Origin of the sequence: Bifidobacterium breve DSM 20213 = JCM 1192 (assembly GCF_001025175.1) — a bacterium.
GTDB classification, from domain to species: Bacteria; Actinomycetota; Actinomycetes; order Actinomycetales; family Bifidobacteriaceae; genus Bifidobacterium; species Bifidobacterium breve.
The window spans coordinates 899040-925219 of record NZ_AP012324.1 but is presented as its reverse complement, the minus strand read 5'-3'; the positions used below and the strand labels follow the sequence as shown (position 1 = coordinate 925219).

21 protein-coding genes and 2 tRNA genes are annotated in these 26180 nt (G+C 59.0%); 2 read left to right on the top strand and 21 right to left on the bottom strand.

The window, feature by feature from the left end:
• Positions 1-156: 156 nt before the first annotated feature.
• The 15 genes from BBBR_RS03850 to BBBR_RS03780 all read right to left on the bottom strand — a co-directional run bounded on the left by BBBR_RS03850 (position 157) and on the right by BBBR_RS03780 (position 17117).
• Entirely contained in the window at positions 157-840 is a 684-nt protein-coding gene (locus BBBR_RS03850; RefSeq protein WP_003829035.1) for an ATP-dependent Clp protease proteolytic subunit, read from the bottom strand.
• 5 nt (positions 841-845) lie between these two features.
• A complete protein-coding gene (locus BBBR_RS03845) occupies positions 846-1469 on the bottom strand; it encodes an ATP-dependent Clp protease proteolytic subunit (protein ID WP_003833421.1) in 624 nt (207 codons plus the stop codon).
• Positions 1470-1620: 151 nt separating this feature from the next.
• A complete protein-coding gene (locus tag BBBR_RS03840) occupies positions 1621-1998 on the bottom strand; it encodes a hypothetical protein (protein ID WP_003829031.1) in 378 nt (125 codons plus the stop codon).
• 44 nt (positions 1999-2042) lie between these two features.
• Positions 2043-3443 (bottom strand): chloride channel protein, encoded by a 1401-nt coding sequence (locus BBBR_RS03835; RefSeq protein ID WP_003829029.1) that lies wholly within the window; start codon positions 3441-3443, stop codon positions 2043-2045.
• A 183-nt stretch (positions 3444-3626) separates the two neighbouring features.
• Positions 3627-5000, bottom strand: a complete 1374-nt coding sequence (tig, locus tag BBBR_RS03830; protein WP_003829027.1) for a trigger factor — start codon at positions 4998-5000, stop codon at positions 3627-3629.
• A gap of 54 nt (positions 5001-5054) precedes the next feature.
• Positions 5055-6356, bottom strand: coding sequence for an HRDC domain-containing protein (locus BBBR_RS03825; protein ID WP_003829026.1), 1302 nt, complete (start codon positions 6354-6356; stop codon positions 5055-5057).
• Positions 6353-6985: a DUF3000 family protein gene (locus BBBR_RS03820; protein ID WP_003833428.1), complete on the bottom strand. Its 633-nt coding sequence runs from the start codon at positions 6983-6985 to the stop codon at positions 6353-6355. The genes BBBR_RS03825 and BBBR_RS03820 overlap by 4 nt, the downstream gene beginning before the upstream one ends.
• 182 nt (positions 6986-7167) lie before the next feature.
• Positions 7168-8049 (bottom strand): pyruvate formate-lyase-activating protein, encoded by an 882-nt coding sequence (gene pflA / locus BBBR_RS03815; RefSeq protein WP_003833429.1) that lies wholly within the window; start codon positions 8047-8049, stop codon positions 7168-7170.
• 113 nt (positions 8050-8162) lie between these two features.
• Positions 8163-10538: a formate C-acetyltransferase gene (gene pflB, locus BBBR_RS03810; RefSeq protein WP_003829019.1), complete on the bottom strand. Its 2376-nt coding sequence runs from the start codon at positions 10536-10538 to the stop codon at positions 8163-8165.
• Between the two features lie 274 nt (positions 10539-10812).
• Positions 10813-11043, bottom strand: coding sequence for a hypothetical protein (locus tag BBBR_RS03805; protein WP_003829017.1), 231 nt, complete (start codon positions 11041-11043; stop codon positions 10813-10815).
• 18 nt (positions 11044-11061) lie between these two features.
• The gene (locus BBBR_RS03800; RefSeq protein WP_003829015.1) at positions 11062-12759 is read right to left on the bottom strand and encodes an NAD+ synthase; all 1698 of its coding nucleotides are present in this window, start codon (positions 12757-12759) and stop codon (positions 11062-11064) included.
• A gap of 93 nt (positions 12760-12852) precedes the next feature.
• Positions 12853-14004 carry a M20 metallopeptidase family protein gene (locus BBBR_RS03795; protein WP_003829014.1) on the bottom strand — a complete coding sequence of 384 codons (1152 nt, stop codon included), beginning with the start codon at positions 14002-14004 and terminating at the stop codon, positions 12853-12855.
• A gap of 78 nt (positions 14005-14082) precedes the next feature.
• Positions 14083-14769 carry a methionine ABC transporter permease gene (locus BBBR_RS03790; RefSeq protein WP_003829012.1) on the bottom strand — a complete coding sequence of 229 codons (687 nt, stop codon included), beginning with the start codon at positions 14767-14769 and terminating at the stop codon, positions 14083-14085.
• Entirely contained in the window at positions 14766-15968 is a 1203-nt protein-coding gene (locus tag BBBR_RS03785; RefSeq protein ID WP_003829011.1) for a methionine ABC transporter ATP-binding protein, read from the bottom strand. The genes BBBR_RS03790 and BBBR_RS03785 overlap by 4 nt, the downstream gene beginning before the upstream one ends.
• A 168-nt stretch (positions 15969-16136) precedes the next feature.
• Positions 16137-17117, bottom strand: coding sequence for a MetQ/NlpA family ABC transporter substrate-binding protein (locus BBBR_RS03780; protein WP_003829010.1), 981 nt, complete (start codon positions 17115-17117; stop codon positions 16137-16139).
• Positions 17118-17365: 248 nt separating this feature from the next.
• Between BBBR_RS03780 and BBBR_RS03775 the strand changes: the two genes are divergently transcribed.
• Entirely contained in the window at positions 17366-18175 is an 810-nt protein-coding gene (locus BBBR_RS03775; protein WP_032738172.1) for a Cof-type HAD-IIB family hydrolase, read from the top strand.
• A 50-nt stretch (positions 18176-18225) separates the two neighbouring features.
• Here BBBR_RS03775 and BBBR_RS03770 read toward each other — a convergent pair.
• From BBBR_RS03770 to BBBR_RS03745, 6 genes are all read right to left on the bottom strand, one after another.
• Positions 18226-18298: transfer RNA gene (locus BBBR_RS03770), tRNA-Ala, on the bottom strand.
• Between the two features lie 86 nt (positions 18299-18384).
• Positions 18385-18457 (bottom strand) — tRNA-Ala (locus BBBR_RS03765).
• 127 nt (positions 18458-18584) lie between these two features.
• Positions 18585-19286 carry a histidine phosphatase family protein gene (locus tag BBBR_RS03760; RefSeq protein WP_003829007.1) on the bottom strand — a complete coding sequence of 234 codons (702 nt, stop codon included), beginning with the start codon at positions 19284-19286 and terminating at the stop codon, positions 18585-18587.
• Positions 19283-19669: a ribosome silencing factor gene (gene rsfS, locus BBBR_RS03755; RefSeq protein ID WP_003829005.1), complete on the bottom strand. Its 387-nt coding sequence runs from the start codon at positions 19667-19669 to the stop codon at positions 19283-19285. The genes BBBR_RS03760 and rsfS overlap by 4 nt, the downstream gene beginning before the upstream one ends.
• Positions 19670-19672: 3 nt before the next feature.
• Positions 19673-21055 carry a bifunctional UDP-N-acetylglucosamine diphosphorylase/glucosamine-1-phosphate N-acetyltransferase GlmU gene (glmU, locus tag BBBR_RS03750; RefSeq protein WP_003829004.1) on the bottom strand — a complete coding sequence of 461 codons (1383 nt, stop codon included), beginning with the start codon at positions 21053-21055 and terminating at the stop codon, positions 19673-19675.
• 183 nt (positions 21056-21238) lie between these two features.
• On the bottom strand, positions 21239-23716 hold the full coding sequence (locus tag BBBR_RS03745) for a phosphoketolase (RefSeq protein ID WP_025262910.1): 2478 nt from the start codon (positions 23714-23716) through the stop codon (positions 21239-21241).
• A gap of 447 nt (positions 23717-24163) precedes the next feature.
• Between BBBR_RS03745 and guaA the strand changes: the two genes are divergently transcribed.
• Positions 24164-25726, top strand: coding sequence for a glutamine-hydrolyzing GMP synthase (guaA, locus tag BBBR_RS03740; RefSeq protein ID WP_003828999.1), 1563 nt, complete (start codon positions 24164-24166; stop codon positions 25724-25726).
• The last annotated feature ends 454 nt before the right edge of the window (positions 25727-26180 follow it).

The window sequence follows — 26180 nt, the reverse complement described above, 5'->3', positions numbered from 1 at the left end:
TGAATGCCGCACTGCCTGCTGTGCTTGTCTGTATGTTTACACGACGCACACATTGCCGTCGCCTTTCAACACAATACCCCCGGTCAGACCGACCGAGGGTATTGCAATGCCTAGTGTCCGGACGAATATCACTATTCGTCCACATGTTTGAGACCGTTACTGGCGGTGAGCCAGCACTTCGTCCACGATGCCGTAATCCTTGGCTTCGTCGGCGGTCAGGAAGGTGTCCACCTCGATGTCGCGGCGAATCTTCTCCACGTCCTGACCGGTGTGCTTGGCGAGGGTTTCCTCCAGCCATTCGCGCATGCGGAGCATTTCCTTGGCCTGGATTTCAATCTCCGTGGCCTTGCCGAAGCCCTGGTCGATGGCCGGCTGGTGGATGAGCACACGGGCGTTCGGCAGCATCAGACGCTTGCCCTTGGTGCCGGAAGCCAGCAGAATCGCCGCTGCGGAGGCGGCCTGACCGAGGCATACGGTCTGCACATCGGGCTTGATGTACTGCATGGTGTCGTAGATGGCGGTCATGGCCGTCATCGAACCGCCGGGCGAGTTGATGTACATCATCACATCGCGGTTTGGATCCTGGGATTCCAAGACCAGCAGCTGGGCCATCACATCGTCGGCGGAGGCGTCATCCACCTGCACGCCGAGGAAGATGATGCGATCCTCGAACAGGCGGGAGTAGGCGTCCTGGGTCTTCATGCCGTACGGGGTCTTCTCCACAAACTGCGGCATGATGTAGCGGTTGGTTGGGGCCGCGGCCGGCATGAAGCCGGCTACACCCTGGCGGCCGGCCAGTCGGTCGGCGCGGGCGGCAAACTTCGCTTCTTCACTTGCCATAAGTCTCACTCCCCCTGCTGGTTGTTGCCGATGGTGTCCGGCGTGGTCACGAGCTTATCCACGAAGCCATAATCGAGGGCTTCCTGAGCGGTGAACCAGTGATCGTATTCGTTGTCGCGGTAGATTTCCTCGACGGTATGGCCGGTCTGTTCGGCGGTCAGCTCGCTCATGGTCTTCTTCATGTCCATGATAAGCTCGGCGTTGATGCGCACGTCGGTGGCGGTGCCGCCAATGCCTCCGGAGGGCTGGTGCATGAGCACACGGGCGTGCGAGGTCAGGTAACGCTTGCCCTTGGTGCCGGAACTCAGCAGGAACTGGCCCATGGAGGCGCACATGCCCAGACCCACGGTCGCCACGTCAGGCTCGATGAGCTGCATGGTGTCGTAGATGGCCATACCGGCGGTGATGGAGCCGCCCGGCGAATTGATGTACAGCCAGATATCCTTCTTCGGGTCTTCGGCGGCCAGCATCAGCAGCTGGGCGCAGATGCGGTTGGCCATATCGTCCTTGACCTCTTCACCCATCCAGATGATGCGGTCTTTGAGCAGACGGTTGAAAATCGGGTCGACGGGGCCGGCCGGGACGTCATCGCCCGCCATGACCGGCAAGGTCGCAAAGGCATTGCTCACCTTGATTCTCCTTCTAAATTACTCGAACATTGTTTAGACTACCGCCTTGAAGCGACTGAAGACGGCTTTTCACGCGCTTTTTGGCGGCCAGCGTAGGATATCTCTCCCTCCGTCTCGACTTCGTCGAGCCACCTCCCTCGTCAGAGGGAGGTTATTCGAGAGTATCGAGAACGTCGTCGATGAGCAGGCGAGTCTGGGACGAATCGTCTTTGAGGCGGGGGAACCGGCGCATTGCATTGGCTGGACTAGCCCCGGCGGCACGGGCCACATTCGACTTGCTGGCACCGCGCGAGACGGCCTTTTCCGCGAGTCTGTCAACCAGTGAGTCCGCGACTTGTCTCATCTGTTCGGCCACCCACAACTGGGCCATGTCCGTAGGCAAATCATAGTCTTCGGCCACACCGCTGGCGGCCTCCTGGATGGCGGCCCACAACACCATAAACGGCTTGCGGTAATAGTCGATCTGCTCAGACAATGGCTCGGCAGCAAGCGATTCCAGCGCCGCACGAATCTCAGTGTTTTCAGACATAGCTTATTCTTTCCGCTCCCGCTGGCGGGAGCCAAAACAACTTCCTACTTACGACGGCTCAACATCCACTTCGACACCAGTGACGATGCGGCCACGGCCAACCCGACCAGCATGAAGAACGCACTGGGCGCTTCGGTCAGTTCCATCACCAAACACATGGCCATCAACGGCGCTTGCTGCGATGCCGAAAGCAATGCGGCGGCACCAATCAGCGCACAAGCAGTCACCGAGTCAGCCGGGAACAACAGTATCCAAATGAGCCCCAGCATTGCACCCAGCGTGGATCCCAACGCGATGCCCGGCTGCAATACGCCGCCTGAGGCACCCGAACGAATGGTCATTAGCGTGACCAACGCCTTGGCAACAAACGTCAGCTCAAGCACACCCAGCAGCATGGCGATATTCGATTGAGACAACTGGAAACCGGCATTAACCGCCGTAGAAGCCGAACCGGAAACGTTGCCGCCGCCCGCCAACAGATTCCAAGGCGAGGCCGCCGCCGAAGAAGCCGATTGCGATGCGCCGGCAGCGGCAGAGCCCTCCGGCACGAATGTACTGAAACCAAGCTGCGCCGCAGCGCGCCCGTTGCCCATCACCTGCGGAACAACAATCGCCGCCAATCCAGTCACCAGACCAGCCAATGGCATCTGCCACAAAATATGCTTGTCATGCGATTGATGGGATTCCGCCCATTGCGAGCCTTTGCGAAACCATGCGCCAGCCACACCGCACGCTGCGCCGCACAGCACCGCAAACAGCATCAGGGTAGGCGTGGATTGCGGTTGCATGGCGGTGATGTCATAGAACGTGTGATGGCCCTTAATCGACGCCGCCACGAACGCGGCAATCGCGGACATGCCCAAACCGAAAGCGACCTTCTCAAGGGTCACGTCCACCAGCAGAATCTCCACGGCGAAGAACATGCCGGCAAGAGGGGCATTGTAGACGCCGCCCAAGCCGGCACCTGCCGCCACTGCTACCACCATACGGCGGTCAATGCCGTCGGCCCCTTCGATATGGAACAGGTCGCAGAAACGTTGCGCCAACATGGCGCCGAGTTCACGAGGAGCGACTTCTCGTCCAATGGACGCGCCCGAACCGACGATACCGATCTGCAGCACCACATGCACCAAGGTCTGCCATACAGGCATCCGCTCCCCCGCCACGGCTTTTTTGACCGATGGCACCTTGGTGGTCTTGTTACGCAGGAAATACCAGATAACGCCGGCTACGGCGAGACCGATGGTCACCGAAATCGCACGGCGTACAGCGGGCACACCGAATGGGCCGGGCAATTCCGAACCCTCGACATAGCCGAGCATCACGTGCTCGACGCCGTAGAGCAGCAGCGTCAGCAGACCTGCGCCCGCGCCGATGATCACGCCAAGGATGATGGTTGTCGCTGCAAGCCAGCCAAGACGTTTGGCGGTAACTACTGGTTGCATGTCGACCTCCGCACTTTATGCAACGAGTATGCCCTTGGGAACTCCCCTCAGTCTCGCTACGCTCGACAGCTCCCCTCAAGGAGGGGAGCCAATGGAACAATACTTCTTTAAGAATAGAAAGAGCCCGGAACCATGAAACACGGTTCCGGGCTTAACAGTTACGCTAACGCAAGCAAGCTAGGCTCACTCAGCGTCCTTGTCCTTGGAGGACAGCTCGTCAGCCACGGCAGCGGCGGCGGAAGCGGCCTCGACGGACTCGGACTCCTCTTCCTCAGCGGCTTCACCGAGGAAGTTGGAGAGGTCGACAGCCTCGCCATCGGCGGTGAACTTGACGGCGCGCATGCCGGCGAGCAGGCCCTTGGAACGTCCGACTTCCTGCACGGCGGAGCCGAGCTGGCCGTTCTTGATGATGGCCTGAATGAAGTTGTTCGGATCCATGCCGTACTGCTGGGCGATGGAAGCGAGGAAGTTGAACACGTCGGACTGGGAGACCTGGACGTCCAGCTTCTCAGCCAGAGCGTCGAGCACCATCTGGTCGCGCAGTTCCTTCTCGACGGTTTCCTCGGCCTGAGCCTTCTGCTCCTTGGTGGCCTTCTCCGGATCCGGGGTCATGCCCTTGAGCTGCTCGGCGACCATGTTGGCCTTGACGCCCTTCGGCACCGGAATCTCGAGGCCTTCCTGCAGCTTGGCGATGAAGGCATCGCGAGCCTCGGTGGCCTGACGGCCTTCGGCGTCCTGAGCGGCGGCCTTGCGGATGTCGGCCTTGAGCTCGTCCAGGGTGTCGAACTCGGAAGCTTCGGAAGCAAACTCGTCGTCCAGCTCCGGCAGCTCCTCAGCCTTAACGGAGTTGACCTTGACCTTCACAGTGGCCTTCTGACCTTCGTGGTCGCCGGCTTCCAACGTGCCTTCGAAGGTGGTCTCCTCGCCGGCGGACAGGCCATCAAGAGCCTCATCCAGACCGTCGAGCATGGTGTTGGAGCCGAGCTCGTAGCTCACGCCTTCCTGGGAGTCAACGGTCTCGCCGTCGATCTCGGCAGTCAGGTCGATGTTGGCAAAGTCACCCTTGGTGGCCGGACGATCCACGCCGACCAGGGTGCCGAAGCGCTGGCGCAGCGCCTCAAGGCGCTTGTCGACGTCCTCATCCTTGACTTCCGGCTTGGCGATGGCGATCTCGAGGCCATCGATTTCCGGCAGCTCGATGTCGGGGCGACGCTCGACGGTCGCGGTGAACTTCAGCTTGGTGTCGTCGTTGGCGGCCTGCGGCACGTCCTGCACGTCGAACTCCGGCTGAGCCATCGGGCGAATCTTCTTCTCGTCCAGAGCCTTGGAGTAGAGCTCCGGCACGGCGTCGTTCACGGCCTCGCCGGCGACGGCAGCGAAACCGATACGCTGATCGATGATCTTGCCGGGAACGTGGCCCTTACGGAAGCCGGGGACGTTCACCTGCTTGGCGATTTCCTTGCGGGCCGCATCCAGATACGGGTTGAGCTCTTCCGGTTCAACAGTGACGGTGAGCTTCACCTTGGTGGGCTCGAGGTTACGAACGCTGATCTTCACGCTAATGACTCCTCAAAAGTCGTATTTTCTTACAGTTCTGCCGTAAGGCAACCTCTACATAATAACGCCACTTACGGACGGTGCAATGAGTTTCACCTGCCAGTTTCTTGCGCCCTGCGCGATCAGGAACTCCTCGACGTCCACTTCGGCCGGATTCTCCACCCAGCATAGGTTGCGCAGAATCTGCGGCTTGATAATCATCTCGGCCGGCGTACGCGTATCTTCGGCTATCGAAGTGATCACGCGACGGACCCTTTGCAGTCGGTCATATCGGTCGGGGTGCCTTTGCTGCCAGAGTCGCATCGAACGCGGTGCATTCACTATGCCGTTCTCGTCCGGCGCGGGTGCCGGCATACTCGGCCATTGGGAGGGGCGCAGCGCCATGGCCCGATCAATGGCCTCTTTCCAAACCTTGGGTTTGACGGCACGCTGGATTGGGGCATAACGTTCAAACATCTTGTCTTGCTCGGTGCCGGTGCGAATGCGCACACGCTCATTGAGCGAGCGCAGAGCCCGAAACTGGGCGGCATTATGCGGCTTGCGCGTCGCAGCCTCGATAATCGAGGAATCAGACAACAGCAGGCTGGGGGCAATGTCATGCTGCCGGGCCAGTTTGTCCCGCTCCTGCCACAGAGACTTGGCGATGGCCAATCCCTGCGGATCACGGCTCAGCTGGGTGATGCGGGAAATGCGCAGCCACGGAACCGGATGGGGTTTGCGAGGGGCGAGTCCTTCGGACAGTGCATGGGTAAATTCCTCTTCAGCCCACTCGTCCTTGCCGGCGGCTCTCAGATCGCGGCGCATCAGGTTTTCGAGCTCGATCAGCACTTCCACGTCAAGCGCCGCATAGTTGCGCCAGTCTCGTGGCAGCGGGCGGTAGGACCAGTCAGCCGCAGAATGTTCCTTGGCCAAAGTGATGCCAAGATAATGTTCGGTGACGGCGGCTAATCCGAATCGATGCAAACCGAGCAGACGCGCGGCGATCTCCGTGTCGAACAGCGCCTTCGGCTGAAGTCCCAGATCAGCGAATCCCGGCAAATCCATCAGGGAATCATGCAAAATCCAAGTGGCATCGCCCACGGCCTCATTGAATTCGTTCCAGTCGGCACCAGATTGGGTCAAGGCGATGGGGTCGAGCAATGCGATGCCCGCACCTTCTCGTTTGCATTGAATCAGCCAATCCTCGTGGCCATAACGGAATCCAGATGCGCGTTCGGCATCGGCGGCCAAGGAGCCAGAAGCATCAGCCAACGCTTCGCAGACGTGATGATAGCCTTCAATCGTCGAGGTAACATCCGGCACTCCCCCGCGCGGCTCTTTCAGTAACCGTGGTTCGGTGTCATGGACGTCACTCAACTGGCGTCATCCTCCTCACGACGGGTAGTTGATCTGATGAATGCGGCCCACGAGTTCACTTGTGCGCCGGCGTCCATAGTACCGTCTGGCCCGGTCCCGTCAAGTGGCGTCCATGAGACACGTATCTCGCAACCGGCGCTGGTGCTGCCGGCCATCAGGCCGAATGTGGTGTTCTGGGTGACGGTGACCGTTCCGGAAATCGAGTCCGGTTCGACTTCGCCAAGATAATCGCACATATCTTCCCAATACATGCCCGGGGCGAGAGAGTCGTTTTCGGAAGGTTCCAACGGCAGGCGCGCGAACGCCACGCATCGCCAATTGGAATTCCAATCAGGGCGCAGCTCGTGCGAATACAACGTCATTACCCATCCGGTGGCAACATGCGGCTCGGAAACACTGTCGGCGGCAAAGGGATGGCTATCCATCCGCTCGCCTGCTTCAAGTTCCACGCCAATGCCATAGTCGGCAAGGGTGGAAGGAACGGGAATCTCCCGATAGCGCACGTCATACAGGCGCTTCATGGCGCTCACGGATTCAACGGCCGCCCATACATCATCCGGTACGCCCTGCGGGCGTTCGGGGTGCCCTTCATTGGGCTCACCCGTAGGGAATGCGTAAATATCGGCCATATCTCTAGGGTATGGGCGTTTTGGCGCAATCGCGGTATAACGCGCGGCGTGGCGCGAGTTTTAGCCACTTTTAAGGGGAATTTTATGTCCCCTAAGTCGGCTCCGTTCGACAGCTCTCCTCAGAGAGGGGAGCCAGAGAGATATAACTTGGCTCCCCTCTCTGAGGAGAGCTTCATCGAGATTTAGTACACAGTGAAGCCATGATCTTTGAATTGCTTGGCCACACGTTCGCGAGTAGCGGCGTTGGGCCCCTTCTGGTTCTCCAACGGATATGGGATGCGCAGCTCATGCCACTTCGGGCGGCCGAGCTGATGAAAGCCCAACACGTCGATATGTTCGACGGAATCACCGAAGGTCTCGCAGATCTTGGCTACGTTCTCCACGTTTTCCTCGGAGTCGGTCAGTCCCGGCACCAGCACGAATCGCACCCAAATCTTCTTGCCGGCCTTGGCGAGCCTCTGGCCGAAATCGATGGTGGGCTGCAACGTGCCGCCGGTCACCTTATGATAAGTCTCCTCGTCGCCGGACTTGACATCGAGTAGACACAGGTCGATGTCCTCGAGCATCTCGTCAGTGTAGTTGGTGTTGAGGAAACCGGATGTATCGAGGCAGGTATGTACGCCCATCTCCTTGGCCGCGTGGAACACACGCGAGACGAAGGCGGGCTGCATCATGGATTCGCCGCCGGAGAATGTGATGCCGCCATGCGTGGCCTTGAACAGGTCCTTGTAGCGGTCGACCTTCTTGATCATGGCATCGAGATAGACAGGCTTGCCGTCACGCATCTTCCAGGTGTCAGGGTTCTGGCAGTACTGGCAGCGCAGCGGGCAGCCGGACATGAACACGGTCATGCGGGTGCCCGGACCGTCCACGGAAGTGTTGATATCCCAGGAGTGCACGAAGCCGATATCGCCGGATTTGAGGGCGGAGAGGCGGTCACGTCGGTCGAGTCCGATTGGGGATTCAAAGCCGGAAAGGCCGCCCATCAAAGTCTGTGAGGCATAGGTCTTCGATTCCTTGAGCATATGCCTGGTAGTGGTGCGGAACGTGGGTGTTGCGGGCATCGTCGTCCTCCTGTCCCAAATGATGCGAAAGTCTATGTGGGGAAATAACGAAGGGGTGGAGCTGAGCCCCCACCCCTTCGATTAGTCATTGCCACGTATCGCGGGGTTGGTCATCAGTCGACGACGGCGCCCTGGTGGAAGGTACGGGAGATGACGTCGAGCTGCTGCTCCTTGGTGAGCTTGACGAAGTTCACCGCGTAGCCGGAGACGCGCACGGTCAGGTGCGGGTACTTTTCGGGGTGCTCGACGGCGTCCTCCATGGTCTCCTTGCGCAGAACGTTGATGTTCGCGTGGTAGAGGCCGTGGCCGTTGCCGGCATCCAGGATGCCGACCAGGTTGCCGATACGCTCGTCCTCATCGCGGCCCAAGCCATCAGGAGTGATGGTGTTGGTCAGCGAGATGCCGTCAAGAGCGTCGTTGTAGTCGATCTTGCCGACGGAGAACATGGACGGCAGCATGCCGTGGGAGTCCATGCCGTTCTCTGGGTTGGCGCCCGGAGCGTACGGAGTGCCCTTCTTGTGGCGGGACGGGAAGGAACCGGTGTTCTTGCCGTACTCCACGTTGGAGGTGATGGTCAGGATGGACTGGGTCGGGACGGCGCCACGGTAGACGGGCAGGCGCTTGACCTGGCCCATCACAGTGGAGACAACCCACTTGGCGATGTCATCGGCGCGATCGTCATCGTTGCCGTAGACCGGGAAGTCGCCCTCAGTGCGGTAGCCGACGACCAAATCGTCGTCAGCGCCCTCGACGTACTCGTACTCGTGGCCTTCGAGGTTCTTGGCATCCTTGTTGTAGATCGGGTAGACCTTGGCATACTTGATGGCAGCCAGGGAGTCGGCGGCGATGGACAGACCGGACATACCGCAACCAAGGGTACGGTATACTTCCTTGTCGTGCAGGGCCATCTCGATGGACTCGTAGGCGTACTTATCGTGCATGTAGTGGATGATGTTCAGAGCCTCGACGTAAGTCTCGGACAGCCACTCGAGAGCCTTCTCATAGTTGTCCTTGACCTTCGCGTAGTCCAGAGTGCCATCGGCTTCCGGGGTGATCGGGTCGATGATGCCCTTGTCGATGACCTGCATGCCGGTCATCTCATCGCGGCCGCCGTTGATGGCGTACAGCAGAGCCTTGGCGGAGTTCACACGAGCAGCGAAGAACTGCATCTGCTTGCCCACGCGCATCGGGGAGACGCAGCAGGCAATGGCGGCGTCGTCGCCCCAGTGGGAGCGGATTTCCTTGTCGGACTCGTACTGAATAGCCGAGGTGTCGATGGAGATCTTGGCGCAGAAGCGCTTGTAGCCTTCCGGCAGCTTCGGATCCCAGAAGATGGTGATGTTCGGCTCAGGGCCGGGTCCGAGGTGCTCAAGGGTCAGGGTGTTGAGCAGACGGAAAGAGGTCTTGGTGACCAGCGGACGGCCGTCGTCGCCGAAGCCGGCATCAGACCAGGTCGCCCAGTACGGGTCACCAGAGAAGATGTTGTCGTAATCCTTGGTGCGCAGGAAGCGGACGATGCGCAGCTTCATGACGATGTTGTCGATGAGCTCCTGAGCATCGGTCTCGGTAATCTTGCCGGCCTTGAGGTCGCGTTCGATGAAGACATCGAGGAACGCGGAGTTACGGCCGAAGGACATTGCGGCGCCGTCCTGGGACTTGATGGAGGCCAGGTAGCCCATGTAGGTCCACTGCACGGCTTCCTGAGCGGTCTGAGCCGGGCGGGTCAGATCCAGGCCATACTCGTTGCCGAGGTTGATCAGCTGCTTGAGGGCCTTGATCTGCTCGTCGTGCTCTTCACGGAAGCGGATCCAGTGCTCGATCTCCGGCTCGGTGAAGTCGTTGCGGTACGGGATGGAGTCCTTGTCGCGCTTCTTGAAGGCGATCAGCTTGTTGACACCGTACAGAGCCACACGACGGTAGTCGCCGATGATGCGGCCACGGCCGTAAGCATCCGGCAGACCGGTCAGAATCTTGTTGTGGCGGGCGATCTTGATGTTCTTGGTGTACACACCGAACACGCCGTCATTGTGGGTCTTGCGGTACTTGGTGAAGATCTTCTTGATCTCCGGATCCGGCTCCTTGCCGGCTTCCTTGATGGCCTGCTCGACCATACGCCAGCCGCCGTTCGGCATCATAGCGCGCTTGCAGGGCACGTCGGTCTGCAGACCAACGATCACATTGTCGACTTCCGGGGAGTCGATGTAGCCAGCCGGGAAGGCGTCGATGCCAGCCGGGGTGTGGGTGTCCACATCGTAGACGCGCTGCTTGCGCTCTACAGCCAGGTAGTTGTCGTCGAGGTACTTCCACAGGTGCTTCGTCTTCTCAGTGGCAGGAGCCAGGAAGCTCTCATCACCCTCGTACGGGGTGTAGTTCTTCTGGATGAAGTCGCGGACATCGATATCCTTCTGCCAGTTGCCCTCGGTGAAGCCGGCCCACGCCTTGGCGTCGAGCTCCTCTTGGGAGACAGCTGCATTTTCTACTGCGGTCATGTCACTCCTTAATGGGGTTGTAGGTTTCGCATCTTCACGGAACCCTTGCTTCACTAGTGTAGTTTGCACAGTCTTGAGAAAAGCTGAAATTGGGAGTGAGCTATCTCACATTCTTCTGTGAGCGCTACCAATCCAGCGGTTTCCAGCATCCGCCGTCCGATTGTCACGGCCGATATTAGACGAAACCGCTCAACTCTCGATGTGAAGTTGAGCGGTGTAGCTATCTGTCATTCGTCATCGGCATGTTCGCCGATCGCGGTGAAAACACATATGGTCAGTCGGTATCCGACGATTTGCCGGCGGACGGTTTGACGCCGTAGTTATCCCAGCGGCGGTTTTCCTCATCCCATTTGGCGTTACGGTCCACCACTATATCCCACGCATGTTCGGCGTCTTCTTTGGTCTTGTACGGACCCATACGCTGTTCTATCGGCGAGATCTTGCCATATTCAGCCCGCTGCTTGACGGTGTTGTAATACCACTGATTCTTTTCATCATCTGCCATTGGTACCTTCTTTTGTAACTATTCACGGAATGCGTTGGTGATGGGCAGACGACGATCGCGCCCGAAGGCAAGAGCTGTGACCTTGGGACCCAGCGGGTATTGTCGGCGTTTCCACTCTGCGCGATCGACCAAACGCATCACGGTGTCCACCGTGGCCTCATCGAATCCGTCGGCCAACAGGTCTGCACGGCCGTGGGCATGTTCGATATAGGCGGCCAGCACCTTGTCAAGCAATGCATATTCAGGCAACGAATCGGAATCCTTCTGGCCTGGGCGCAATTCGGCCGAGGGTGCCTTTTCGATGGACGAGACCGGAATCATCACGCCATTCTTCAAAGGAATGCCCGCATTGCCTTCCTCATTGCCTACAATCTTGAGCCCGCCGATGCCAACGCCCGCAGCTGCGGCCTTGTTGCGCCAACGGCTGATCTCCCAGACACGGGTCTTCAGCAAATCCTTTATTGGCGCATAGCCACCGACCGCATCGCCATAGATGGTCGAATAGCCGCACGCCAGTTCGGATTTGTTGCCGGTGGCCACGGCAAGCAGACCACGTGAATTGGAGCTTGCCATCACGATGACGCCGCGAATGCGAGCCTGCAGGTTTTCTGCGGCCACGCCATCGAGATCAAGCTGCTGCTGGTATGCGACGAACAGCGGCTCAATGGGCTGAACCTCATAGTGCGCACCGATGTTGGCGGCCAGATCTGCAGCATCGTCTTTGGAGCCATCAGAGGAGTACATGGACGGCATGGAGATGCCCCAGACGTTCTCGCCGCCGCAGGCATCGGCGGCCATAGCGGCCACCAACGCGGAATCGATGCCGCCGGAAAGCCCTAGCGTCACACCGTTGAAATGGTTCTTGGCCATGTAATCCTTGAGGCCAAGCACGCAAGCGGTGTACACCTCTTCGTCCGGGTCAAGTTCGGCCACGATGGTGGATTTGGTCTGATGGTCGGCAGCGGCGTCGAAATCCCAGAACGTGAGGTCTTCCATAAACATCGGGCTGCGCTCGAGCAACGTACCGTCCGCATCTACCACGAAGCTACCGCCGTCGAACACCAAATCATCCTGACCGCCCACCTGATTCAGATAAATAAGCGGAGCGTTGACCTCGGCAGCACGGCGTTGCGCCAGTTCAAAACGAGTGTTGGTCTTGCCTTCTTCATACGGAGAGCCATTAATGGTCAACAGCAAGTCGATGTTTTTGGTGGCGAGTTCAGCCACCGGGCCGCCGTCCTGCCAGATATCCTCGCAAATGGCCACGCCGATAGTGGTGCCATTCACCTCGAGGGTCACGGAACGGTTTCCTGCGGAGAAGATGCGGAACTCATCGAATACGCCGTAGTTGGGCAGGAAGTGCTTGTCATAGCCGGTCCAGACCACGCCCTCATGCAGCACCACCAGACGGTTACGCGGCTTGCTGGTTTCCCGATCGGTACCCACAGTGCCGACCACCACGAACAAATGGCCAAGACCTTCGTCCTGAAGCTGACCGGCCAGTTCATTGGCCTTGTCCCACGCGGCCTGGCGGAAGGTGCGGCGCAAAGCCAAATCCTCAATGGGATATCCGGTGAGCGTCATTTCCGGGAATACCGCTACTTGAGCGTCCCCAGCAGCGGCCTTGCGGGAATAGTCGAGCACTTTGGCGGCGTTGGCGTCGAGCGCACCGACGCAAGTGTCAATCTGGGCGAGTGCGAAGCGAAGCTGTGTCATAGCTTCTTAGTGTACTCACCGTTGACCTCCACCTGGCTCCCCTCAGTCGCCTGCGGCGACAGCTCCCCTCAGAGAGGGGAGCCAGAGAAGAATTTACCTCAATTCGTTGAGTACGCGCAGGGCGGCGTTGACATAGAAGTTGACGAACGTGGGGATGGATTCATCCAGACCCACGAAGTGCGGGCTGTGCCAGTCGGCGCAACCCTCTTGGCCGTTTGAGCCCACGAACGCAAACACCGGCAACGTGACTTTTGCAAACTCGCAGAAGTCCTCCCCCGCCATTGACGGACGAATCGGCTCAAGCTGCGCATAATCGTTGACGTCGGCGGCCACGGCCTTGGCGAGGGACGGATTGGAGACCAATGGATCCTGAAAATCGTTCCAGTCCACATCGGCCGTAATACCGTACGCCTCAGCCGTATGTTCAACGACCTCCTTGAATCGACGACCCACCAGATTGCCATCTTCCTTATGGAAGTAACGCACCGTGCCTTGGAAACCGGCTTCGGCGGGCACCACGTTCCACACGTCGCCGCCATGCACTTCCGTGACGGACAGCACCAGCGGATGGAAGGGCGTCACATTGCGGCTCACGATGGTCTGTAGGCTCAAAATCATACTGGCAAGCGCCTCAAGCGGGCCGGTGCCTTTGTACGGGTAGGCGGCATGCGTCCCCTGAGCGTGGAGCGTCACATGGAATTTCACACAGCCAGCCATCATCGGTTCAACACCGATGGCAAGCTGACCAGGGGCATAGTTCGGGTTGTTGTGGGTACCGATGATGGCATCGACGTCATCCACCAAGCCGGCGTCAATCATCGCACGGGCACCCTGCCCCGTCTCCTCACTGGGCTGGAACAGGATCTTGATGGAGCCGGCGAATTTGTCGCGGTGATTGGCAAGCCAGAAGGCGGCTCCGAGCAGACCGGTCATGTGCAGGTCATGGCCGCAGCCGTGCATCACGCCTTTGTTGACGGAGCTGAATTCCAACCCGGAATCCTCCACAATGGGCAAGCCGTCGATGTCCGCGCGCAATCCGATGCGTGGCCCGGGCCCGGCTTCCCCTTGGATAAGACCCACCACACCAGTTTCCATGGAGTTGGGCAGGATTTCGATGCCGTGCGCCTTGAGCTGGTCGGTCAGGTAGATACTAGTGTCGAATTCCTGAAAACTGCGCTCGGGGTGGGCGTGCAGATAGTGACGGATGGCAATGAGTTCGTGGTCGATATCGATATGTTCACTCATGGTTCTCGATTGTAGTAGAACGGACAATATGACGAAGCCCCCGCTTCATATTGGCGAGGGCTCGGCAGACATCATTGATCATTGCTGCCGCTTGAGCAGACGCTTGGCAATGGCGTTGGCGATGCCCTGCACCACCTGCACCAGCACGATCATGATGATCACTGCCGTCCATGTGACGGTCTGGTCGAACTTCTGATAACCGTAAGCGATGGCGAAGTTACCAAGTCCGCCGCCACCGATGTATCCGGCCATGGCAGACATGTCGAGCACGCCGATGAACAGGAACGCATAGGCCAGAATCAACGGGGCCAAGGCCTCGGGAATCAGCACGGTACGGATGATGGTGAATTTGCTGGCGCCCATCGAACGCGCCGCCTCAATGACGCCGGGATCGACCGGAACAAGATTCTGCTCAACCAGACGAGATGTGGCAAAAGTGCACATCACCACCATCGGGAAGATGGCGGCCACGGTACCGATGGAGGTGCCGACCACCACAATGGTCAACGGCTGCATGGCGGCCAGGAAGATGATGAACGGGATCGGGCGGACGATATTGACGATCACGTCGAGAATCCGGTAGACGATGGCGTTCTCAAACAAATTGCCTGGACGCGTGCCATAGAGCACCACACCAAGAATCAATCCAAGAAGTCCTCCTACGACAAGAGTGATAAGCACCATCGTCAGCGTCTGACCGACAGATTCAAACAGGAGCGGGCGCAGCACAGTCCAATCGCTACGGGGGTTGGCAAGGGTAATCATGCGTTGGCTCCTTCATGGCTGGCGGAGATTTCCGCCGACTCATCCTGGCTCACGGATTGCTGGTTGGCTATGGCCGCTTCGGCACCGGCAATATGATTGGCGACCGCATCAGCGTATGCCACTGGTTTCTCGGCGGTGCCGAAATCAATGACATCGCTGTGTTGCGCGAGTTCACGCAAAAACTCGTCCACATGCCATCCAGGGCCGTTGAATTCATAGGTGATTGCGCCGATAGCCGATCCCTTGACCGTATCGATGCCGCCATACAGCAGACTGGATTCCACACCATATTTGGCGATCAGCTCTGAAATGTTCTGCCCTGAGGCATGCAATGTGCGCCCATGGTCATCAGAGACATCCTTTTGCCGGATGAGTACGGTGACAATGCGTCCCGACCACTCGCCATGCAGACGTTCGACACGGCTTTCCTCAGGAAGCCCCGACAAAGCGGTGGCAATGAACCGTTTGGTGACTGGCTGGCGAGGCGCGGCGAATACGTCGTACACGTCACCGGATTCGACCACGCGTCCGGAACTCATAACCGCCACACGGTTGGCAATCTGCTGGACCACGTTCATCTGGTGAGTGATCAGCACGATGGTGATGCCGAATTCCTCATTCACTCGCTTGAGCAACGCCAGTACCTCGGTGGTGGTTTCAGGGTCGAGCGCGCTGGTAGCCTCATCCGCGAGCAGGATTTCCGGATTGGTGGCTAGCGCGCGAGCAATGCCGACACGTTGTTTCTGACCACCGGACAGCTGTGAGGGGTACTTATCCGCATGCTCGGCCAATCCCACGAATTCCAGGAGCTCTTTGACGCGCCGATCCTGATAGTCCTTGCGCCAATGATCAAGCTGAAGCGGATAAGCGATGTTTTGCGACACCGTTTTGGTGGAGAACAGGTTGAACTGCTGGAAAATCATGCCGATTTTCTGCCTGATAGGGCGCAACTTGCTCTCGTTCAGTGCCGTGATGTCGGTACCGAGCACGGTCACCGTGCCGGAAGTGGGACGCTCCAGTGCGTTGATCAGCCTCACCAGAGTGGATTTGCCGGCACCGGAATAGCCGATGATGCCGAAAATGTCGCCACGGTCAATGCTCAGGCTGACATCATTCACGGCTCGCGCGGTCTCGGCCTTTCGTCCTCGTATCTTGAACTCTTTGACCACGTGATCAAAAGTGATGATGGGGTCGCTCACTGTTGCTCCAATGTTGTATGGGCTGGAATACCGGCGATTGCGTCCGGTCTAGTTATGCCGTAACGGAGCGGGCCTTATGCAGGCGGCTCGCTCCGTTACGGTTCAGCAGGCTATGCGCATCGAATACTCGCTACTACAGCTCGGTGCGGAAACCAGCCGATGGTTCTCTTACTTCTGGGCCTTGGCGTCCTTCTCGATGTCGGACAGGAAGCCCTGCAGCTGCTTGGCGCTGAACTTGTCGGCAAACACCGCGGTGCCGCCGGAGTTCTCCTGGAGGGCGTCGAGCACGTCCTTCTGCTGGAAGATGGAGACGAGCTTCTTGTAGGTCTCGTTGTTCACGTCCGTCTTGCGGGCCACCCACACGTTGATGTATGGGCGGGCTTCCTCGGATTCGACGTCATCCTGATAGATGGCGTCTTTCGGGTTGAGGCCCGCGTCGGCCACGTAATCGTTGTTGATCACACCGGCGGCGATGGTCGGATCCTTGAGGGTGGTGGCCACCTGTTCGGCCTTCAGCGGGGTGACCTTGACCTTGCTCTTGGCTTCATCGATGTCGGCCGGGGTGGAGAAGGCGGTCCAGTCGCCCTTGAGCGTGACGAGACCTGCTGCCTTGAGCACGCCGATGGCGCGGGCCTGGTTGGTCTCATCGTTCGGAATGGTGACGGTGTCGCCCTGCTTGATGTCCTTGATGTCCTTGACCTTGGTGGAGTACACGCCGAGCGGGTAGATGGCGGTGCCACCGATGGGCTGCAGATCCTTGTTGTTGCTCACGTTGTAGTTGGCGAGGTAGAGCAGGTGCTGGAACTCGTTGAGGTCCAGCTCGTCGGAATCAAGGGCCGGGTTCTCGGAAGTGTAGTCCTGGAAGTCCACGATATCGACATAGATGCCGGCCTTTTCGGCATTCTGCTTGAACTTGACCCATTCCGGGTTGGTGGCACCGACCACACCGATCTTGACCGGGTTGTCTTTGCTGCCCTTGGCGCTGGATTCGTTAGCGCCGGCCACCGCGCGGTAGCCGAAGAACGCGGCCACGGCGATGATCGCCACGACCACGATGGTAATGATGATGTTACGGGCGGTGTGGTTCACGCGCACCGGTTCGTTGCTGTTGGGAGCGGCCGGAGTTGCCGGCTGGGTTGCTGCTGTCATGATGAATGGTTCCTCTCTCTCATGGAAATTGCTGTTGCATCCTCTTACGGTGATTCGCTTCCCCAAGCGAACCCATCACGTTGATGACAGGTTTCACCGTAGCACCCAAAATCCCAGAAATGGTCAAAAATGGCGGATTGCCGTATAGGTGTCTTTTATGGCGCGCATGCAACACATTGCGTTGCCTGATGTTGATAGCACGCTATAAGCATGTCTGGCGCGTCGAGAGGAGCCTCGAAAATAGAAGCATGACTACCACCGACATTAAAGCTGTGTTTTTCGACATCGACGGCACGCTCACGAGTTTCGTCACGCACAAGGTTCCCGATTCCACCGTTGAGGCTATTCAGCGGCTTCAATCAGCAGGCATCAAGGTGCTTATCTGCACCGGCCGCGCTCCTTCTCAGATGAAGGTGGTGCTGGACACCATGCCGATCTCATTCGACGGCATTGTGGCGTTCAATGGTCAATATTGTTTTGACGAACAGGGATATCTTGAATCACAGGCCTTGGATCAGTCTGATATCCGCGTGATTTTGGATTGGCTCGACCAGCATCCCGATGTGGTGTGTGATTTTGGTGAAAAGGATTACGTCTACTTCAACCATACCAACGAGGCATTGCAGCAGATCTGGAGCGGTCTTGGCAAAACCGCCCCCGTCAAATATTTCGAGGATCCTCATGTGCGGGCGTTGACGCATGAAACTTTCCAAATCAGCCCGTTCATCGACCCCGAGCTGGAGGCCGAACTGGTGGGACTGTGCAGCAACATACGCGGCGTGCGCTGGCACCCGGACTTCACCGATCTGATTCCCGCCGATGGTGGCAAACCGCGAGGCATTCAGCGTTTTATGAAGCATTACGGCATCACCCGCGAACAGACCATGGCCTTTGGCGACGGCGGCAACGACACGGACATGCTGGCCTATGCCGGAATCGGGGTCGCCATGGGCAACGCCACGGACGAGCCCAAGGCCGCTGCCGACTATGTCACGGATGATGTGGATCATGACGGCGTATTACACGCCTTGCTGCACTTCGGAGTGCTGCACGACTAAGGTGCACGCCAAATACAGAAGGCCGGTGCATATTGCACCGGCCTTGTTTGTGGAGCTAGGGGGATTCGAACCCCCGACCCTCTCCATGCCATGGAGATGCGCTACCAGCTGCGCTATAGCCCCGAATGAAGCTATCCGATTCATGGGAGTCGTTCGACCCGCCATGAACCAGCGGAGAAACCACCAGATGCATGCCGATGGCTTCGTCGTGGAGCTAGGGGGATTCGAACCCCCGACCCTCTCCATGCCATGGAGATGCGCTACCAGCTGCGCTATAGCCCCGTTTTCAATTGTCAGTCCGTTTTTGAACCTTGTCTACATTACGACGGGTTCCTGTATCCTGCAAATCGGCGTGTCGCCAAATGACATTGGCGTGATTTGGCGACACCACAATCACCGGCTGTTCAGATCAACGTTCCCGTTCCCACTCGTCGGTATCGGCGACGGCTGGACCGTGGTTATAGTCCATGAGCCGCCAACGAATCGTGTCATCAGGCTCATCCATGGGAACCAAACGCACCCAGTGTGCATTGCGCATGGATATCACCGTCGAAAAAGTGGGATCGACTGCGGTGATGCCCAGCAGCGTCTGAAGCGTCTGTGCAATCCACGCACCATGGGAGAACACAAAGAGATCGGTGTCCGTGCCGGCACGCGTGGACCAGTCACGCAGGGCTTCGACGCCACGCTCCCCCACATGTTCTTTGGCCTCGGCGCCATACTTCATCTCGCCGCCGCGATGCTCCATCCAGGAACGGAAGTCCTCAGGATATCGCTCAGCCAGTTCGGATACGGCATGACCGTCCCAATCGCCAAAACTGCGTTCGCGTACGCGAGGATCATCGTGCACTTCGGCGCCATCCAGTACATCTGCAAAAGCCTGTGCGGTGGCATGCGCACGGCTCAGATCGGAACACACGATGATGCGTTCGTCGGTTTCCGGCCTGCGATCGACGTATAGGTCCTTCAGCGCTGCAGCAGTCTGACGCACCTGCCATTGGCCTACGGCATCCAGCGGAATGTCGACCTGCCCTTGCAACTTATGGGCCGCGTTATACGACGTACGTCCGTGCCGAACCAAAAATATGGAACGAACATGCTGAGCCGTCATGCCGCCACGCTTTCAGGATGCTCGAACTGAAGATCGATGCTCTCGCAATCCTTCCACAAACGCTCAAGACCGTAGAATTCGCGGGCTTCATCATGCATGACGTGAATCACGAAGTCGCCATAGTCCAGCAATATCCACTGCCCCTCGGTCAGACCTTCGCGCGAACGCGGCTGACGGCCATCGCACTTGAGGAAGAGATCCTTCTCGATTTCCTCGGCCACGGCCAGCACCTGACGCTCGTTCGAGGCACCGGCAATCATCATGATGTCGGTGATGCCAAGCAGGTCGGCAACGTCGAAAGCCACGATATCAGTGGCTTTGATACGGTCTGCCGCCTCGGCGGCCACGCGGATGGCGTTGATGGAATCCTGTACTGCGGGCATGATTCAGCGCTCCCAAGCGGGCTTCCAGCCCTCGACGTTATGCTGCGTGTTTTCGGAGTAGACCATCGTATCGTCGGGAACAGCGTGACGGATCACGGAACCGGCGCCGGAGGTCACATTATTGCCGACTTCGACCGGGGCCACCAGCAGGTTGCCTGCACCGATGTGGCAATCGGAGCCGATCTTGGTACGGTTCTTGTGCACGCCGTCATAGTTGGCGGTGATGGTGCCGCCGCCGACGTTCGTGTGGTCGCCAAGCTGGGCGTCTCCCACATAGCTCAGGTGCGGCACCTTGGTGCCGTTACCGATGTGAGCCTTCTTCATCTCGACGAATGCACCGGCCTTGGCGTCCTCGCCGAATTCGTTGCCCGGACGCAGGTAGGTCCACGGTCCGATGTTCGTGCGCGCGCCGATGTGGGATTCCTGCACGCGGGAACGCTCGACCACGGCACCGTCATCGACCGTCGCATCGATCAATGTGGTGTACGGGCCGACTGTAGCTTCCTGTCCGATGACCGTGTGGCCCTGCAGGAAGGAGCCGGGGAGGATGGTGGCGTCACGACCGATTTCCACGTCGTCTTCAATCCACGTGGTCTCCGGGTCGAGAATGGTCACGCCATCGCGCATCCAGCGTTCGCAGATGCGGCGGTTATAGGCTTTGGACAGCGCGGCAAGCTGCACGCGGTCGTTCACACCTTCCACGGTGAGCGGATCTGGCGCGGCGAATGCGCCGACCTTGCCTGCGGACTTGGCGGTCTCCAACGCGTCGGTCAGATAGAACTCGCCTTGGGCGTTATTGGATTTGAGGTCGGCGATGGCCTCGACCAGCACGGAGGCCTCGAACACATAGACGGAGGTGTTCACTTCCTGCACGGCCAGTTCGCTGCGGTTGGCGTCTTTCTGCTCGACGATGCGCAGCACGTTGCCCTCACGGTCACGGATGATGCGGCCGTAGCCGGTCGGATCATCAAGCATGGTGGTGAGCACGGTGGCGCCGTTTCCGGATGCGGTGTGGAATTCGACCAGTTTGCGCAGCGTCTCACTATCCAGCAGCGGCATGTCCGAGGCGGCGATTAGCACCGGGCCGTCAAGTTCGGACTGGGCGGCGAGCTGGGCCATCGCGCACTGCACGGCACGGCCGGTTCCGGGGATATCGTCCTGGTTCACGATGGTGACGTGCTCGTCGTAGGATCGGGCTGCTTCGCTGACACGCTCGGCTTGGAAGTGCACCACTACTGCAAGAGTGCCGGGGTTCAGCGCGGAGACCGAATTCATGACCCTGTTGAGGAAGGTCTTGCCCGCAAAGGTGTGCAGGACTTTGGGCTTGTTGGAACGCATACGGGTGCCTTCACCGGCAGCGAGAACGATGGCTGCGGATAATGCCATAACTGACGTATTCCCTTCGATTGGAATGTCTTGAAGTAATCTTCAGTGTTCAGAACACTTCAACACAATAGACGGTTGCCCGGATGTCGGGTGGGAAGCCCCGGTAATCGGGGAAACGAAAAGGGCCCGGGACGAATCCCGAGCCCTTCGTGTTAGCGAACTAACAACACCGAAGTGGTGTCATCACTCGTTGTCGCCAGCGGTGGCGGCAGTGGCGGTGACGGCGCCCTTCTTGTCGGTGTTCACGCCGGAGTACACCCAGTCGGTGTAGTCCGGGTGGTCGTAGCCCTTGTCGACGGCGAACTGGAAGGCCTCGTCACGGAACTTCTCGAGCTCGTCGATCTTGTCGGCGTACTTGTCGGCGTCGATCATGCGCAGAGTCTCGGCGGTCAGCTCGTAGCGGTCGATGCGGTTGACGCGAACCATGTCGTACGGGGTGGTGGTGGAGCCCTCCTCCTCGTAGCCGTGGACGTTGAAGTTGTCGTGGTTCGGACGATCGTAGATCAGACCGCGCACGTCGTGAGCGTAGGAGTGGTATGCGAACAGCACCGGCTTGTCGGCGGTGAAGATGTCAGCGAACTCCTCGTCGCTCAGAGCCTCGTCGTTCTCCTTGGCAGACTGCAGAGAGAGCAGGTCGGCAACGTTCACAACCTTGAACTTGACGCCCAGTTCCTTCAGCTTGTCAGAAGCAGCCATGATCTCCTGGGTCGGGACGTCGCCAGCGGCGGCGAGCACGACCTCGGCCTCATCGTTGTTCTTGGCGGTGGAAGCCCAATCCCAAGCGGCGGCACCCTTGGCGAGCTCGGCACGAGCCTCGTCCAGGGTCAGCCAGGTGGCAGCGGGCTGCTTGCCGGCGATGATGGCGTTGATCTTGTTGGTGGACTTGTAGCACTTCTCGGCGATGGCCAGCAGCATGTTCGCATCGGTGGCGAAGTAGATGCCGATGACGTGGTCGTTGTGGAAGCACTTGTTCAGCAGGACGGAGGTGACACCCGGGTCCTGGTGGGAGAAGCCGTTGTGGTCCTGACGCCAAACGTGGGAGGAGACCAGCAGGTTCATGGAGGCGATCGGCTTGCGCCACGGAATCTCGCGGACGGTAGCCTCAAGCCACTTGGCGTGCTGGTTGAGCATGGAGTCGATCACGTGGACGAAGGACTCGTAGGAGCTCCAGATACCGTGACGACCGGTCAGCAGGTAGGCCTCGAGGAAGCCTTCCATCTGGTGCTCGGACAGCTGCTCGACGACCTGGCCGGAGACGTGCATGTGCTCGTCGACCTCATCGGAGATGTAGCCAGCATCCCACTGCTTGTTGGTGACCTCGTAGGAAGCCTGCAGACGGTTGGAAGCGGTCTCATCCGGTCCGAAGATACGGAAGTCGCGCGGGTTGTTGCGGATGATGTCACGAGTGTAGGCACCCAGGGTACGGGTGGCCTCGAGCTGGCCCCAGCCGTGGCCGTACTCAGCCACTTCCTTGACCTCGTAGTCCTCGAGGTTCGGCAGCTTCAGGTCGTCGCGAATCACACCACCGTTGGCGTTCGGGTTGGCACCGATACGCAGCTCACCCTTCGGCATGAAGGCAAGGACGTCGTCCTTGACAGCGCCGTTGGCGTCGAACAGCTCTTCCGGCTTGTAGGACTCGAGCCAGTTCTTGAGGACCTCGAAGTGGGCCTCGGTGTCGCGGGCGGAAGCCAACGGCACCTGGTGAGCGCGCCAGGAGCCCTCGGTCTTCTTGCCGTCGATGTACTTCGGGCAGGTCCAACCCTTCGGGGTGCGGAAGATCAGCATCGGGTAGAACGGACGGTGCACGTTGTCGGTCTGAGCGGCGGCCTTGATGTCGCAGATCTCGTCCCAGATGGTCTCCCACAGCTCGGCGAAGCGGCGGTGGATGGACATGTGATCTTCATCGTCGAAGCCAGCGACGAACTCGTAGGGCTCGTAACCCATGCCGTGGAAGAACTCGTGGAGCTCTTCGTCGGAGATGCGGGACAGGATGGTCGGGTTGGCGATCTTGTAGCCGTTGAGGTGCAGGATCGGCAGCACGATACCGTCGGTGCGCGGGTTCACGAGCTTGTTGGACTGCCAGCCGGTAGCCAGCGGGCCGGTCTCAGCTTCGCCGTCGCCGACGATGGCCGGGACGAACAGGCTCGGGTTGTCCATGATGGCGCCGTAAGCGTGAGACAGAGCGTAGCCCAGCTCACCACCCTCGTGGATGGAGCCCGGGGTCTCCGGAGCGAAGTGGGACGGGATACCGCCCGGGTAGGAGAACTGACGGAAGAACTTCTGCAGACCAGCCTCATCCTTGGTAATCTTCGGGAAGGTCTCGGTATAGGTGCCGTCCAGGTAGGACTGGGAGGTACCAGCCGGGCCACCGTGGCCCGGGCCCATGATGATCACGGTGTTCTGGCCGTGGTCAGCGATGAAGCGGTTGATGTGGCCGATGAGGAAGTTCAGGCCAGGGGTAGTGCCCCAGTGGCCGACCAGACGGTGCTTCACATCTTCGCGGGTGAAGGGAGCCTTCATCAGCGGGTTGGAACGCAGATAAATCTGGCCGATGGAAAGGTAGTTGGCAACGCGCCAGTACTTGTCAACGCCTTCGAGGGACTCCTCGGAAACCGGAGCGTTGAGCTTCTTCCAAGGGGTGCCAATAACAGGACTCGTCATGTGTACTCCTGTACTCCTGCACGTGATCGTGCGATTGATTATTTCCGTTAGGTCGCGGGCCTTGGTTCCTTGCGGCGCCAAGGATTCCCGTTCCCAATCAATCGTCATGGTACGAGGACAACACGACTTTTGAACGATTTCTTGCGGGTGTGTTCGAAATTGTGCCGGAAATTTCAATATTTGTGCGATTCAACCATTGGTTTGTGAGCATTCGGTTCACATGTCAGAAATGCGCAAATGGGCGAGAATAAGCGGAAAACCCATTGTTCATGCCATTGTCGTACGTTCGATTCGCCATGTTCGAAACCGGCGTGTTGTTCCTGTGAAGACCAGAAATTTGTTCGTTTTCCGCACAGAGCCATCGCGTGTCGGGCTTGTCGTATTGACCGGTGATAATCGTTGATGTTCAACCCACGGTGAATCCCAATAAACGTTAGGGGAAAATCAATGGCAAACGGTCCTGTGCTTGTCGTCGACTTCGGCGCCCAGTACGCCCAGCTCATCGCCCGCCGCGTACGCGAGGCCGGCGTCTACTCTGAACTGGTCCCTCATTCCATGCCCGTTGACGAGATCCTGGCCAAGGATCCGAAGGCGATTATTCTGTCCGGTGGCCCGGCCTCCGTATTCGAGCCCGGTGCTCCGACCATAGATACTAAGGTATTCGAGTCCGGTGTTCCGGTGCTCGGCATCTGCTACGGCTTCCAGGTCATGGCCTACGAGCTCGGCGGCAAGGTGGATAAGGCCGCCCTGGGCGAATATGGCAAGACCGAGGCCGCGATTGATGATGCCGAGGGCATTCTTGCCGACTCCCCCGCCGAACAGACCACGTGGATGAGCCATGGCGTGGCCGTTGAGCAGGCTCCGGCAGGCTTCACGGTGCTCGCACATACCGAAGGCGCACCTGTTGCCGCCATGGCCGATGAGTCCCGCAAGTTGTATGGCGTGCAGTGGCATCCGGAAGTCAAGCATTCGCCGCTCGGCCAGAAGCTCATCGAGAACTTCCTGCACCGCTGCGCCGCGTTGCCCAACGATTGGGATGCCTCCTCCATTATTGAGGACCAGGTCAAGAAAATCCGCGAGAAGGTCGGCGATGCCGAAGTAATCTGCGGTCTGTCTGGTGGTGTGGATTCTGCCGTTGCCGCCGCTCTGGTACACAAGGCCATTGGAGACCAACTCACCTGCGTGTTCGTGGATCACGGTCTGCTGCGCAAGGGCGAGGTCGAGCAGGTCAAGCATGACTTCGTGGCCGCCACCGGCATCAAGCTCATCACCGTGGACGCGGCCGATGACTTCCTCAAGGCGCTGAAGGGCGTCTCCGAGCCGGAACGTAAGCGCAAGATCATCGGCGAGAAGTTCATTCGCACGTTTGAAAAGGCCCAGCGTCAGGTACTCGAAGAGGCCGGCGCCCGCGGCAAGGAAGTCAAGTTCCTCGTGCAGGGCACGCTCTACCCGGATGTCGTTGAATCCGGCGGTGGCGACGGCGCAGCCAACATCAAGTCTCACCACAATGTCGGCGGCCTGCCCAAGGACATCAAGTTCCAGCTCATCGAGCCGCTACGCACCCTGTTCAAGGATGAGGTGCGTGCCATCGGCACCGAACTTGGTCTGCCCGACGAAATCGTATGGCGTCAGCCCTTCCCAGGCCCCGGCTTGGGTATCCGTATCATCGGCGAAATCACCAAGGAACGTCTTGATCTGCTGCGTGAAGCCGATGCCATCGCCCGTGAGGAGCTTTCCAAGGCCGGCCTTGACCGTGACATCTGGCAGTGCCCGGTCGTGCTGCTGGCCGATGTCCATTCCGTCGGCGTGCAGGGAGACGAGCGTACATATGGCTCCCCCATCGTGCTGCGTCCGGTGTCTTCCGAAGACGCCATGACCGCTGACTGGTCTCGCGTGCCTTATGACGTGCTGGCCACGATTTCCACGCGCATCACCAACGAGTGCCGCCAGATCAATCGCGTCGTGCTGGATTGCACCTCCAAGCCGCCCGCCACTATTGAGTGGGAGTAAGCCGATAGGGCTTTGACCTGCACTTTTGAGTGCCGCACTGTGCCGCTGAGTTTCGTTTCGTACGAGAGTCATGGCAAAGCCACCAGCGACGGCGGTGAGTAAATACGGTAATCGAGCCTCCGTTCCCGTGTTGGGACGGAGGCTTTTTCTTTGCACTTTTACTCCCTCTCACCTGCGATTTCGCCATTTACTCCCCGCGCTTCAAGACAGCAAGGCACGGGGCGGTATTCGGGGGAATGGGAGTAAGGATTTATCCCAAGTGAGTGGTCACTCGGTTTTTGTTCCGAGGGCGAAACGGGGCCGTTTCTGGGTCAGTGAAACTCAAATCAAACTCAACGGGCTTTTCGGCGGTTCTTACACGGCGTTTTCCCAGGTCGTTAATGGGGAGTAAAGAATCTCGCCGTCTCAATGAAAACGGGAGTATCCAGGGGAATGCCGCGACATACCGCCATGT

Excerpts from the sequence above, each read along its gene's own strand:
- pflA (WP_003833429.1), bottom strand. The coding sequence starts at position 8,049 with ATGCCCGCAACACCCACGTTCCGCACCACTACCAGGCATATGCTCAAG.
- glmU (WP_003829004.1), bottom strand. The coding sequence starts at position 21,055 with ATGGCATTATCCGCAGCCATCGTTCTCGCTGCCGGTGAAGGCACCCGT.
- BBBR_RS03795 (WP_003829014.1), bottom strand. The coding sequence starts at position 14,004 with ATGAGTGAACATATCGATATCGACCACGAACTCATTGCCATCCGTCAC.
- BBBR_RS03760 (WP_003829007.1), bottom strand. The coding sequence starts at position 19,286 with ATGACGGCTCAGCATGTTCGTTCCATATTTTTGGTTCGGCACGGACGT.
- BBBR_RS03800 (WP_003829015.1), bottom strand. The coding sequence starts at position 12,759 with ATGACACAGCTTCGCTTCGCACTCGCCCAGATTGACACTTGCGTCGGT.
- BBBR_RS03790 (WP_003829012.1), bottom strand. The coding sequence starts at position 14,769 with ATGATTACCCTTGCCAACCCCCGTAGCGATTGGACTGTGCTGCGCCCG.
- BBBR_RS03835 (WP_003829029.1), bottom strand. The coding sequence starts at position 3,443 with ATGCAACCAGTAGTTACCGCCAAACGTCTTGGCTGGCTTGCAGCGACA.
- rsfS (WP_003829005.1), bottom strand. The coding sequence starts at position 19,669 with ATGCCCGCAGTACAGGATTCCATCAACGCCATCCGCGTGGCCGCCGAG.
- BBBR_RS03820 (WP_003833428.1), bottom strand. The coding sequence starts at position 6,985 with ATGGCCGATATTTACGCATTCCCTACGGGTGAGCCCAATGAAGGGCAC.
- BBBR_RS03745 (WP_025262910.1), bottom strand. The coding sequence starts at position 23,716 with ATGACGAGTCCTGTTATTGGCACCCCTTGGAAGAAGCTCAACGCTCCG.
- BBBR_RS03775 (WP_032738172.1), top strand. The coding sequence starts at position 17,366 with ATGACTACCACCGACATTAAAGCTGTGTTTTTCGACATCGACGGCACG.
- BBBR_RS03850 (WP_003829035.1), bottom strand. The coding sequence starts at position 840 with ATGGCAAGTGAAGAAGCGAAGTTTGCCGCCCGCGCCGACCGACTGGCC.
- BBBR_RS03805 (WP_003829017.1), bottom strand. The coding sequence starts at position 11,043 with ATGGCAGATGATGAAAAGAATCAGTGGTATTACAACACCGTCAAGCAG.
- pflB (WP_003829019.1), bottom strand. The coding sequence starts at position 10,538 with ATGACCGCAGTAGAAAATGCAGCTGTCTCCCAAGAGGAGCTCGACGCC.
- BBBR_RS03840 (WP_003829031.1), bottom strand. The coding sequence starts at position 1,998 with ATGTCTGAAAACACTGAGATTCGTGCGGCGCTGGAATCGCTTGCTGCC.
- BBBR_RS03780 (WP_003829010.1), bottom strand. The coding sequence starts at position 17,117 with ATGACAGCAGCAACCCAGCCGGCAACTCCGGCCGCTCCCAACAGCAAC.
- guaA (WP_003828999.1), top strand. The coding sequence starts at position 24,164 with ATGGCAAACGGTCCTGTGCTTGTCGTCGACTTCGGCGCCCAGTACGCC.